Origin of the sequence: Corallococcus praedator, from assembly GCF_003612125.1 — a bacterium.
Classification (GTDB): Bacteria; Myxococcota; Myxococcia; order Myxococcales; family Myxococcaceae; genus Corallococcus; species Corallococcus praedator.
On the sequence record NZ_RAWI01000299.1, the window covers coordinates 1 to 11,747 of the forward strand.

Here is an 11,747-nt window from a genome sequence, read left to right on the forward strand (position 1 = left end):
GGCAGCGGAGCTGGAGGCCGCGGCCGCCACCGCCCACGCGGAGGCCGCGAAGGAGCAGGCCGAGGAGGCCAAGCAGCGCGTGCGCGAGGAGATCCGCGACTTCCGCGACAGCTTCAAGAACAAGCGGGGCCGGCGCGGCGCCCGGGACGTGGTGGCGCGCGGACAGAACCTGGAGGTGAAGCAGGGCGAGTCCGTGGAGAGCGCGGTCGTCTACGGCGGCAACCTCGTCGTGCGCGGCACGGTGGAGGACGACGCCGTCGCCTTCGGCGGCAACCTGGAGATCCACGGCCACGTGGAGGGCGACGCCCACGCCTTCGGCGGCAACGTCATCCTGGGCCCGGACGCGGAGGTGGAAGGCGACGTGTCCGCCTTCGGCGGCCAGGTGCAGAAGGCGGACGGCGCCAAGGTGGAGGGCAGCCTGGAGTCCTTCGGCGGCGCGGGCCTGGGCCGCATGGTGGCGGGTGAAATCAAGCGCGGCATGACGGAGTCCCGGGACCCCGGCGCGGCGGCGGACTCGGACGCGGACGACGATGACGACGACCATGGCAGCGGGGGGGGCGGGCTGGCGTCGTTCATCCTCCAGTTCGCGCTGCTCTTCGGGCTGGGCTTCCTGGGGCAGATGTTCTTCCCGGCGCGCATGAAGGAGCTGGGCGAGGAGATCCGCAGCCGCCCCGGCCAGAACCTGACGGTGGGATTCGTGGGCACGCTGGCGCTCATCCCGCTGACCATCGTCCTGTGCATCACCCTCATCGGCATCCCGGTGGCGTTCGCCCTCCTGGTCGCCTCCATGCTGGGCACGGCGCTCGGCTACGCGGCCATCGCCAGCGAGGTGGGCACACGACTGCCGGTGATGCGCGGCCGCAAGACGCAGGCGGTGGTGCTGGCCCTGGGGCTGGCGGTGCTGCTCCTCATCAGCCACATCCCGGTGCTGGGCGTGCTGCTCAACCTCGTCCTCACGCCGCTGGCGTTCGGCGCGGTCATCCGCACCCGCTTCGGCTACCACCCCCGGGGCATGCCGGAACCCATCTTCCCCCGGGACGAAGCGCCCATCTGACGCACCCGGCCTGAAGGCCGACAGGGCTTGCCACACCGCATCAAAGAAGCTCCGTCCCCCGAAGCCCCGCTCCCCGCGCACCGGGAGTGGGGCTTCTTCCTTCTCCAACAAGCCCCGCGCTCACGGGCCATCACCTGGGCTGTCGGCGCGGGGTGTTGACGGGAAGCGGGCGGACGCCGACAGGCTTTGACCGCCCGGGTCCGGTGCGCCATTTTGCGCGGCACCCATGCGACGCCTCCCAGACGCAACCCCGCGCGGCAGGGCCATCACCGTGGACCTCGAGGGCGAGAGCATCCCCGCCATCGAAGGCGAGCCGGTGGCGTGCTCCCTCATCGCCGCGGGCGAGAACGTCCTCTCCCGCTCCGTGAAGTACCACCGCCCGCGCGGGCCCTTCTGCTTCGCCGCGGCCTGTTCGCACTGCCTCATGCGCGTGGACGGCCTGCCCAACGTCTACACCTGCCGCACGCCCGCGAAGGAAGGCATGCGGCTGGAGCGGCAGAACGCGTACCCCTCCGCGAACGTGGACATCTTCGCGACCATCGACTGGTTCTTCCCCAAGCGCTTCGACCACCACGAGATGTTCGCGGGCGTCCCGGTGGCGGAGGACGTGATGGCGAAGGTGGCCCGGCAGCTCGCCGGCCTGGGCCTGTTGCCGAAGGAGCCGGGCCCCACGGCCCTGCCCTCGCGCACGCTGCACATCAAGGTCGCGGTGGTGGGCGGTGGCGCCGCGGGCCTGGAGGCGGCGCGCGTCCTGGCCGGCAAGGGCGTGCCCTTCCTCCTCTTCGAGCGCGACGCGAACCTGGGCGGACGGCTGGCCCACGGCACCCCGGAGGACGGCGCGCCCTTCGTGCCGGAGCCCACCGCGTTCCCCCAGGGCAGCGTGCTGCGGCGGGCCACCGTCATCGGCCTGTACGACGACGAGCACGGCCGCTACCTCGCGGTGGCCTCCCAGGAGCCCGAGGGACTGCGGCTCCTGAAGGTCTACGCGGAGCGCTTCCTGCTCACCGTGGGCGGCCATCCGCCCACCCTCCCCTTCGAGAACAACGATCTGCCCGGCGTGTACGCGGGCCGCGCGGTCAGCCTGCTGCTGCGCCGCCATGACGTGGCCCCGGAGGTCGCGACGCTGGTGGGCCACGGCGCGGAGCTGCACGCGCTGGCGCACCTGCTGACCCAGCGGGGCGTGGAGGTGGCCGCGGTGGTGGACCTGAAGGGCCCGCTGCCCGCGAACGCGCACCCCAAGGCGTGCGTGGGCGACGGGCTCAAGGCCCACGGCCTGCGCGGCGTGGGCGCGCTGAGCTTCACCCCGCAGGGCGGCCACAAGCAGAAGGTGTCGTGCGACGCCATCGTGGTGTCGGTGCCGGTGACGCCGGGCTTCGAGCTGGCGCGCCAGGGCGGCGCGAAGGTGGAGTTCGACGCGAACGCGGGCCACTTCCGCGTGGAGGCGGACGCGGACGGGCGCACGCAGGCCGCGGACGTGTTCGTCGCGGGCGACGTGGTGAAGGCGGGCACGGCGAAGGACGCGGCGGCCATGGGCCAGCGCGCGGCGCAGGCGCTGCTGGGAGGGCTGTCATGAGCAAGGCGCTCGTCTGTACCTGCGAGGACGTCACCGTCACCGACATCGAACACGCGCTGGAGCGGGGCTACCAGGACGTGGAGTCGGTGAAGCGCTACACCGGCTTCGGCACCGGCATCTGCCAGGGCAAGAGCTGCCACTCCGCGGTCGCGGCGCTGCTCCAGAAGTCGAAGGCGCTCAAGTCCGAAGCGGTGGTGCCCTTCACGCCGCGCCCGCCGCTGTACCCCACGGAGCTGCGCCTGCTCGCGAGCGCACCGGTGGACGAATCCGTGCCCCCCATGGGCGGCGTGCCCCAGGAGCTGGAGCACTTCCCGTCCGCGCTGCGGCCCCAGGGCCCGGTGCCGCAGAAGGCGAAGGTGGTCATCATTGGCGGCGGCATCATGGGCCTGTCGCTGGCGTACAACCTGGCGCTGCGCGGTGAGACGGACGTGGTGGTGCTGGAGCGCGGCTACCTGTGCGCGGGCGCGTCCGGCCGCAACGGCGGCGGCGTGCGCATGCAGTGGGGCACCCCGGCGCTGATTGAGCTGGCCAAGCGCTCCATCGACCTGATGAAGGTCTTCGCGCGCGACCTGGGCGTCAACGTGTGGCTGCGCCAGGGCGGCTACCTCTTCCTCGCCAAGCGCAAGGACACGGCGCTGCGGCTGGAGAAGAACGCCGTGCTGCACAACAAGTACGGCGTGCCCACGCGCATCATCACCCCGGACGCGGCGCGCGACATCGTCCCCGGCCTGACGATGAAGGACTGCCTCACTGCGGCCTACAACCCGGAGGACGGCGTCATCTTCCCCTGGGCCTTCCTGTGGGGCTACGCGCAGGGCAGCGTGAAACGCGGCGTGAAGGTGGAGACGTACACCAACGTCGTAGGCTTCGAGACGAGCAACGGCCAGGTGCGCAAGGTGAAGACGGACCGGGGCGACATCGCCTGCGACACTGTGGTGCTCGCCTCCGGCGCGTGGAGCCCCCAGGTGGCGAAGCTGGCGGACGTGGCGCTCCCCAACGAACCGCACCGCCACGAAATCCTCAGCACCGAACCGCTCAAGCCCTTCCTGTCGCCGCTGGTGTCGGTGCTCGACACGGGCCTGTACTTCAGCCAGTCCATGCGCGGCGAAATCGTGGGCGGCATGGGCGACCCGAAGGAGCCCGCCGGCCCCAACATGGGCAGCACCCTGCGCTTCGTGTCGCGCTTCGCCCGCGCCCTCACCGAACAGCTCCCCAACGTGGGCCAGGTGAAGGTGCTGCGCCAGTGGGGCGGCCTCTACGACGTCACCCCGGACAACAACCCCATCCTGGGCCGCACCCCCGGCCTGGACAACCTGCTCCAACTGTCCGGCTTCGTGGGCCACGGCTTCATGATGGCCCCCGCCGTCGCGGAGCGGATGGCGCAGTGGATGACCTCCGGCACCTCCGACGAGCTCTTCACCCGCTTCAACCTCCGCCGCTTCGAGGGCGGCGCCCTGGAGCGCGAGGAGATGATCATCGGCTAGAGGCGCCCGGCGCCCTCCCGCCCTGTCTCCGCTTGGGACAACAGGGCGGGTCGGGTTGTCCGCAAAAGCGGCACTCCGTGGAATACGCGCAAGCCCCTGGGATGGCTGGGGATTCCTCCGGGAAGGTGACGTTTCTTTACAAACGCAACCGGATTGCACGGAGCATCCACGCACCACCCTGGCGGTGTGGGGGCGGCGTGCTCCCTCTGGGACACCTCTTGGCACGCGACGTGCCTTGCCCTTCGCGCCGCGCAATGCAGCGCGAAGGAGGTTCCCGTGGTCGCGAAGAAGCTCGTGGGTGCGATGCTGGTGATGGGCCTGACGGCGTGTGGTTCCATGGACCCGCAGGACCTGCCGGACGCGGAACCGAACGGTCCGCTGGCGTCGCAGGAATCCAACGTCATCGTGGGCACGCTGAACTGGGTGAGCTCCACGTCCCTCACGGGCACGCCGCTGGCGAAGTCCAAGGCCGTGGGCTACCTGTCCATCCCGGCGGTGGGCAGCCGCTGCACGGCGTGGCTCGTCTCCAACGACGTCATCATCACCAACAACCACTGCATCGGCAGCAGCGCGGACGCGGTGGGCGCGCGCGTGTCGTTCAACTACGAGGACGGCGTCGCGTCCGCTTCGCGCATCTGGTACCCGTGCGCCACGTTCATCAAGACGTGGAGCGGCGATGACATGACGGCGCTGCGCTGCTCGGCCGTCAACGGTCAGCTGCCCGGCGCGGTGTACGGCTTCCTCACCGTCTCCACCACCAACGCGGCGACGAACGCGTCCGTGTACGTCGTCAACCAGAACTGCGACTACTACACGACGCCCTCGTGCGTGCCGACGAAGAAGTCCTCGCCGGGCTCCGTGCTGAACGGCAACTACAGCACCACGGACATCTCCTACAACGCGGACACGCTGGGCGGCTCGTCCGGCTCGCCCGTCATCTCCACGTCCACGAACCAGGTGGTGGCGCTGCACCACATCGGCATCGGCGGCAACTCGCAGGGCCGCGGCACGGCCAACACCGGCGTGAAGGCCACGCGCGTGAAGGCCCGCCTCGCGGAGATCGGGCTGTAGTCCGTCTTTACGTCCTCACGTCGCGGACGAAGGCTCCCCCTGGGCCAGCAGCACCGGCCTGGGGGGCGCTTGCGTTCCGGGCCCGGAGGGCTGGAGCAGCAGCCTCCTGCGCAGGCCGCCCAGGGCCAGCCGTCCCAGGCCCCGCTTGAACGAGCGCGGCAGCAGGCGCAACAGCCGCATCATCCACCGGTGCCCCAGGCCCGGGTACACCAGCGCCTCGCCCCGCTCGAAGCCCGCCAGGGCCTCGCGGGCGCACTGACGCAGGGACAGCTCGAAGAAGGGCGTCACCTCTCCCTCCAGCGCGGGCTCCAGCGCCAGCGGCCCCGCGGCCACGAAGGTGACGGGGATGCCCGCGTCCTTCACCTCCAGGCGCAGGGATTCGCTGAAGCCGTCCAGGAAGCGCTGCGTGGCGGCGAACGTCACCGCGCCCGGCAGGAAGAGGCGCGCCGCGCCCGAGCCGATGGTGAGGATGCCGCCCCGTCCCCGCTCCAGCATGGGGCCCAGCAGCCGGTGCGTGAGCATCGCGGGGGCGACCACGTTGGCCTGCACCAGCTCCTCGATGCGCTTCCAGCGCTCGTCGGCGTACAGCCCGCTGGACGCGTGGTCCGCGTTGTTGATGAGCACGTCCACGCGCACGTAGTGGCGCTCCAGGTGCGCGAACAGGTCGTCCACCGCGCCGGGATCATCCAGCCGGCAGGCGCGCAGCATCACCCCCAGGGTCGGGTTGCGCACGAGCACCTCGTCGCGCAGGTCCTTCAGCGCCTCCACCTCGCGCGCGACCAGCACCAGCGTCCGGACGCGGGGGGAGAGCAGGCGGGCAAGCTCGCGGCCAATGCCGCCAGCGGCGCCAATGATGAGCACGGTACCGTTGTCGATGGGAGGGCGCATGGGGTGAACCTTGGGTGGAAAGCTGCCCACGCCCAGGTGGACCTGCGTGCCTGCTATGTTGCTCGGCATCCCGCGACCGGCCGCTTGCCTTCAAGGCAGGCGGGCGTGCCGTGTGGCGCACTCTGGGAGGAGGACATCCATGGCTGGCCCTTCACGCATCCTCGTGCCGGTGGACCTGAAGGACGGTTCCCGTTCCGTCGTGGAGTACGCGATGCAGCTCGCGCGGCCCTTCGGGGCGACGGTGGACATCATCCACGCGTGGGAGCCGCCGCAGTACGTGGCGCCCGACCTGCTGGTGGCCTCGCCCGGCTGGGATGCGCAGTCACTGGAGACGATGGCGCGCGACACCGCGGGCAAGGAGCTGGCCACGCTCCTGCGCTCGCTGGAGGGCAGCGCGCCGGTGTCCCTGTCCCACCGCGTGGTGATTGGCGAGGCGGCCAACGTCGTGTTGGAGGAGGCCGAGCGCGGCAAATACGATCTGGTCGTGATGGGCACCCACCAGCGCAAGGGCCTCACCCGCATGCTGCTGGGCAGCGTGGCGCAGAAGGTGGTGGGCCGCGCGGCGTGCCCGGTGCTCACGCTGCACGTCACGCCCGAGGAGGGCTAGACGCTCAGGGCTCCGCCCACTGGCGCAGGAGGTTGTGGTACACGCCCGTCAACATCACCAACGCGGGGCTCCTGGGCACCTCGCGGGTGAGCTGCATGATGGACGTGTCCATGTCGAAGAGCAGCGCGCGCTGGGCTGCGTCCCGCACCATGCTCTGCACCCAGAAGAACGACGCCAGCCGCACGCCGCGCGTCACCGGCGTGACGTGGTGCAGGCTGGTGGACGGGTAGATGATGAGGTCCCCCGCGGGCAGCTTCGCGGAGTGGTTGCCGTACGTGTCCTCCACCACCAGCTCCCCGCCGTCGTAGCTGTCGGGGTCGCTCAGGAACAGCGTCGCGGACACGTCCGTGCGGATGCGCAGCGATGTGCCCAGCAACGGCCGGATGGCGTTGTCCACGTGCGAGCCGAAGTCCATCCCCGACTCGTAGCGGTTGAACAGCGGCGGGAAGACGCGCTGGGGCAGCACGGCGGAGATGAACAGCGGGCTCTTCTCCAGGCCGGCCAGCACCAGGTCCCCCAGCTCCCGCGCGGCGGGACTTCCTTCGGGAAGCTGGAGGTTCTTCTTCACCTGCGCGGACTGGCTGCCCGCGGTGGCCCGGCCGTCCTCCCACGCCGCCTTCTGGAAGACGGCGCGGCAGTGGACGACCTGCTCGGGCGTGAGGACCTGCGGGATGTGCACCATCATGAGGACATCCTCCCACGCCCGGCTGGAAGCGCGCGCGACTAGAACCGCACGTTCGCGGACAGCACCGCCGAGCGGCCTTCCGCCGGCACGGCCTGACCGCCGTAGTACGCGTCGTAGTAGAGCTTGTCGGTGAGGTTGTAGACGTTCAGCTGCAGGTCCACCTTCTTGAACGCGTAGCTGGCGAACGCGTCGAAGCGCCAGTAGTTGGGCACCTTGGAGAGCAGCGTCGTCGCGTTGGCCGGGTTGTTCACCGGGACGACGTCCTGGTACACGGCGCCGCCGCCCACGGAGAGGTTCTCCAGGATGGCGTACGTGGTCCACAGCGAGAAGCTGCGCTTGGGCGTGTTCACCAGCCTCTGGCCTTCCAGGAAGTCGTTGGTGTGCTCCTGGATGCTCGCGTCCAGGAACGTGTAGTTGGCGAACACGTTCCAGCCGCGCACGGGCGAACCCGCGACGCCGACGTTGTAGCCCTGCACCCGCTGCTTGCCCTCGAGGATCGTCGCGGGCCCTTCCGGATCGCTGTTGGGCACGCGGGCGTTCTTCTTGTTCGTGCGGAAGACGGCCGCGTTCATGCTCAGGCGCTCGGCGATGACGTCGGACTTGGCGCCGATCTCGAACGTCTCGTTCTTCTCCGGATCCAGGCTGACGGTGTCGTTGGCCAGCGTGGCCAGCTCCGCGCTCGGGTTGGAGGACGTGCCGTACATGCCGTAGACGCTGGTGTTCGCCACCGGGTGGAGCACCACGCCCGCGCGCCAGTTGAACAGGCCGTTCTCCTGTTCGAACGGCGTCGTCTCACCCGCGGCGTTGGTGGCCGAATAGTCGCTGTGCAGGCTGTCGTAGCGAATGGTCCCCAGCAGCTCCACGTACTGGCCAATCTGCACCTGGTCGGACGCGTACACGCCCAGGTTCACCTGCCGGCTCTCGTTGGAGGAGCCGAAGACGCGGCTGACGGCGGACAGGTCCGGGTTGTGGTCCGGGTCGTACAGGTCCGCGGGCAGGTTGGGGCCCGTGGGCAGGCCCACCGCGGTGAGGTTGTTGCGGTCCTGGCTGCGCTGCTCGCGCGACAGGTCCAGGCCCACGTTGGCGGTGTGCTTGAGCAAGCCGGTGGTGAACACGCCGCGCAGGTCGGTCTGGTTCGCCAGGTACGTGTTGTCGTTGTTCGTCTCGAAGCGCTGCCGCCCGATGGTGGTCGGAGCGCCCGCAGGCGTCAGGCCGCGCGGCGCGGTGGGCCGGGCGAAGCGGTCCACGCCGCCGTAGCGCAGGGTGTTGGTGAGCTTCAGGTTGCTGCCCAGGTCCGCCAGCACGCGCGCCGTGCCGATGTGCACGTTCACACGCTCCACGTCGGAGTCCTTCACGCCGTAGAAGTTCTCCCGGGGCACGTCCAGGGTGACGGCCACCGGGTAGCCGTTGAAGTACGGCTGGCCATAGTCCGGCACGCTGTTCTCGTGCTGGTAGAAGTAGTCCACTTCCAGCGCCACCTTGTCCGCCAGCTGGAAGCGCGCGGACGGCGCGATGCCCGCCCGGTTCTCCGTGACGACATCGCGACCCGCCACGTCCGCCAGCTGCCCCGTCGCGCTCACGCGCAACTGGATGCGATCAGACACCTCGTGGTTGACGTCCGCCTCCACGCGGCCGGACGGCGCGGTGCCGCCGGACAGCCGCAGGTTCTGGAACGACCCCTTGCGCGGCTTCTTCGTCACCAGGTTGATGGCGCCGCCCGTGGAGCCACGGCCGAAGAGCACCGACGACGGGCCGAAGTAGACCTCCACGCCCTCCAGGTTGAACGTGTCGCGGGTGAACCAGCCCAGGTCGCGCACGCCGTCGCGCAGCGTGTCCGTCTGGGCGGAGAAGCCGCGCAGCGAGAACGAGTCGCCCTGCCGGCCACCCTCACCCGCCGTCACCGTGATGCCCGACACGTTGCGAAGGGCATCGCGCAGCGTCGTCGCCTGCTGCTCCTGGATGACCCGCTCCGGCACCACCGTGATGGTCTGCGGCGTGTCCACCAGCGGCCGGGGCAGGCGCGCCAGGCTGGGCTCCGTCGCGTTGTATTTCGACGCCGCGCCCTCCACCTCCACCGTGGGCAGGACGAAGACGTCGTCCCCGCCCTGCTCCGTGGACGCGGCCCCCGTCGCCGGAGCTTCCGCCGCGGCAGGCGTCGCGCCCTCCACCGGACGGGCCTCCTGCACGGGCGCCGCGGGTTCGGCGGCCACCGGGGCCTCCTGCGCCACCGCCCCGCCCGCCGCCAGCGCGGAGGCGAGTCCCACCGCCGGCCCCCAGGGCCACAGCGCGCCGCGCACGCCTCCAGGGTTGCCACTCGATGAACGGATTGCAGAACGACCGGGCTTGGCTGTGGACACGGGTCCCCTCGGGGAAGAGTGGTGCGGCTAAATGAGAATGATTCTCATATGCAGGACCTTGTTGCATGTGACAAGATATTTCTTCCCCAAAAAGAGCTGTGATTGGGGGCACCGGGTGAACCCATCACTGCCGGGCATCAGGCACGCGAATGCCACATGCCCCAGAGTGAAAATGCGACGGCCCGGAGCCGCTCGCGCGGTCCGGGCCGGGGGTGTTTCCTGAGGGAACCCTCACGAACACAATACCCGGTCAATCCCGGATATTGTGTTTCATGAGGGAAATCTCAGGCAGCGTGTGTCTTGGATTCCGGGGACTCGGGGACCGCGGCGGCGGGGGTCACGGTCTGGTCGCGGCGGCGCGGGAAGAAGCGGCGCCAGGACAGCGAATAGCCGGTGTAGACCAGGAAGACGGCGCCGAACGACGCGAGCGCGGCGATGAGCTGGCCCACCCACCCCAGCGCCTCGCCGGTGTGCAGGAAGCGCAGCCAGGTGCGCACCTTGCGGCCACTGTTGAAGTCCGCGTACGTCTCCGTGCGCAGCGCCTGCCCCGTGAAGGGATCCAGTGACACCTGGACCGACGAGAACAACGGCCACCGGTCCTGCTCACGCACCGTGAAGGTGCTGGCCTGAGGACCGCCGCGCCCGGCGCCGCCTGGCCCCCCTTCACCGCGAGGACCGCCTTCACCACGCGGACCCCCTTCACCGCGAGGACCACCCTCACCTCGCGGACCACCCTCACCGCGAGGGCCACCTTCACCACGCGGACCACCGCGGCCTCCTTCAGGGGCGCCCTCGGGCCGGCCGGCACCCGCGCTCCCCTGGGGCGGCGTGGGCAGCTTCAGGCTGATGGTCTCCCAGGGCTTCGCCTGCTTCGTCACCGCCGCGAAGAGCGCGTCCAGGTCCTGGGGCGCGGTGCCGGGCGCCGGGGTGGGCACGGGCACCGGCGGGGACACGCTGGGCCCCTGCGCATTGGGCGGCGGGTTGCCCGTGAGCGTGAAGACCAGGTTCGACGCCCACTTGTAGGAAATCACCGCGCCGGACGCCGTCAGCACCAGCAACACCGGCAGCGACCAGAACCCGATGACGTTGTGCCAGTTGAAGTCGCGCGCCTTGCCCTTGAGCCCGCCACGGAACCACAGCGTCGGCCGCATGGAGCGCAGCGTCCACTTGCGCGGCCACCACAGGAACAGCCCCGTCACGCCCAGGAAGAAGAACGCCAGGTTGCTCGCGCCGGTGATGGCCTTGCCAATGGCGCGCTGCTCGCTGGGAGCGGCGAGCCAGCGGTGCACGTCCTCCATCGTCTGGAAGAACGCGCGCGGGCCCTTCGCGCCCTGTTCACGCACCTCGCCGGTGAAGGGGTGGACGTAGACGGCGCTGTTGCGCCCGGTGGCCACCACCACCACGCTGTCCGGCTCCGGGAACAGCGTCACGCCCGAGGGCTGCGCGCCCGGCCGGGCCTCCTTCACCTTCGCGAGCATCGCCTCCACGGACAGCCGGGGCGTTCCGGGGGGCGGCGGCGCCGCGTGGCGGGCATCGCGGTCCGCCCAGTCGACGATCTGCGATTCGAACGCGATCGCCACGCCGGTGAAGGACATCACCCCGACGACGAGTCCGACGATGAGACCGGACACCAAGTGGATCCAGAAGAGGACGGTTCGGGGGAGGCCAGGCTTCATGATGTGCGTCTCTTCGAGCAGGTCACTTCAGTGCGAACTTCACCGGGATCACGACCTTGACGCGCACCGGGCGCCCGTCGTGTCCCAGGGCCGGCGAGAAGCGCCAGCGGGAAACGGATTCGATGGCGGCTTCATCCAGCCCCGGAACCGAGCGCTGGATGCGCGTATACGCCGGCTCCACGCGCCCATCCGCGCCGATCACCACATACACCATCACCACGCCCGTGATGCCGTCCTCGCGGGCCCGGCGCGGGTAGTCCGGCTTGCCGTCGAGCAGCACCGGCAGCTTCATCACTTCCCGGGGTGAGAAGATGGCCGGCGCCGTGCCCAGCCCACCCACGCGGCCTCCCGC

At 70.3% G+C, this 11,747-nt stretch carries 10 protein-coding genes; 5 read left to right on the forward strand and 5 right to left on the reverse strand.

All coding sequences use genetic code 11. The features are described from left to right. The 4 genes from D7Y13_RS29700 to D7Y13_RS29715 all read left to right on the forward strand — a co-directional run. Positions 1-1,054 (forward strand): polymer-forming cytoskeletal protein (locus D7Y13_RS29700; RefSeq protein ID WP_147452520.1); only part of this gene is annotated, 1,054 nt, incomplete at its 5' end. 226 nt (positions 1,055-1,280) lie between these two features. After that, positions 1,281-2,627: a 2Fe-2S iron-sulfur cluster-binding protein gene (locus tag D7Y13_RS29705; RefSeq protein ID WP_120585527.1), complete on the forward strand. Its 1,347-nt coding sequence runs from the start codon at positions 1,281-1,283 to the stop codon at positions 2,625-2,627. Next, positions 2,624-4,111, forward strand: a complete 1,488-nt coding sequence (locus tag D7Y13_RS29710; RefSeq protein WP_120536955.1) for an FAD-dependent oxidoreductase — start codon at positions 2,624-2,626, stop codon at positions 4,109-4,111. Before D7Y13_RS29705 ends, D7Y13_RS29710 begins: the two co-directional genes overlap by 4 nt. A gap of 276 nt (positions 4,112-4,387) precedes the next feature. Continuing rightward, the gene (locus tag D7Y13_RS29715; RefSeq protein ID WP_120536956.1) at positions 4,388-5,182 is read left to right on the forward strand and encodes a trypsin-like serine peptidase; all 795 of its coding nucleotides are present in this window, start codon (positions 4,388-4,390) and stop codon (positions 5,180-5,182) included. Between the two features lie 15 nt (positions 5,183-5,197). Here the strand turns inward: D7Y13_RS29715 and D7Y13_RS29720 are convergent, their stop codons facing one another. After that, positions 5,198-6,070, reverse strand: coding sequence for an SDR family NAD(P)-dependent oxidoreductase (locus D7Y13_RS29720; RefSeq protein ID WP_120536962.1), 873 nt, complete (start codon positions 6,068-6,070; stop codon positions 5,198-5,200). Between the two features lie 139 nt (positions 6,071-6,209). Between D7Y13_RS29720 and D7Y13_RS29725 the strand changes: the two genes are divergently transcribed. Then, on the forward strand, positions 6,210-6,677 hold the full coding sequence (locus D7Y13_RS29725) for a universal stress protein (protein WP_120536957.1): 468 nt from the start codon (positions 6,210-6,212) through the stop codon (positions 6,675-6,677). Positions 6,678-6,681: 4 nt separating this feature from the next. Here the strand turns inward: D7Y13_RS29725 and D7Y13_RS29730 are convergent, their stop codons facing one another. From D7Y13_RS29730 to D7Y13_RS29745, 4 genes are all read right to left on the reverse strand, one after another. Beyond that, positions 6,682-7,362: a Fe2+-dependent dioxygenase gene (locus D7Y13_RS29730; RefSeq protein WP_120536958.1), complete on the reverse strand. Its 681-nt coding sequence runs from the start codon at positions 7,360-7,362 to the stop codon at positions 6,682-6,684. A gap of 38 nt (positions 7,363-7,400) precedes the next feature. Then, entirely contained in the window at positions 7,401-9,659 is a 2,259-nt protein-coding gene (locus D7Y13_RS29735; protein ID WP_233595899.1) for a TonB-dependent receptor, read from the reverse strand. Positions 9,660-10,003: 344 nt separating this feature from the next. Next, positions 10,004-11,395 (reverse strand): PepSY-associated TM helix domain-containing protein, encoded by a 1,392-nt coding sequence (locus D7Y13_RS29740; protein ID WP_120536960.1) that lies wholly within the window; start codon positions 11,393-11,395, stop codon positions 10,004-10,006. 22 nt (positions 11,396-11,417) lie between these two features. Next, on the reverse strand, positions 11,418-11,747 hold a 330-nt coding region (locus D7Y13_RS29745; protein WP_208734504.1), incomplete at its 5' end, for an energy transducer TonB.

What these genes read in the sequence shown, in the direction of transcription:
- D7Y13_RS29710 (WP_120536955.1), top strand. Translation starts at nt 2,624, where the DNA reads ATGAGCAAGGCGCTCGTCTGTACCTGCGAGGACGTCACCGTCACCGAC.
- D7Y13_RS29740 (WP_120536960.1), bottom strand. Translation starts at nt 11,395, where the DNA reads ATGAAGCCTGGCCTCCCCCGAACCGTCCTCTTCTGGATCCACTTGGTG.
- D7Y13_RS29705 (WP_120585527.1), top strand. Translation starts at nt 1,281, where the DNA reads ATGCGACGCCTCCCAGACGCAACCCCGCGCGGCAGGGCCATCACCGTG.
- D7Y13_RS29725 (WP_120536957.1), top strand. Translation starts at nt 6,210, where the DNA reads ATGGCTGGCCCTTCACGCATCCTCGTGCCGGTGGACCTGAAGGACGGT.
- D7Y13_RS29730 (WP_120536958.1), bottom strand. Translation starts at nt 7,362, where the DNA reads ATGATGGTGCACATCCCGCAGGTCCTCACGCCCGAGCAGGTCGTCCAC.
- D7Y13_RS29720 (WP_120536962.1), bottom strand. Translation starts at nt 6,070, where the DNA reads ATGCGCCCTCCCATCGACAACGGTACCGTGCTCATCATTGGCGCCGCT.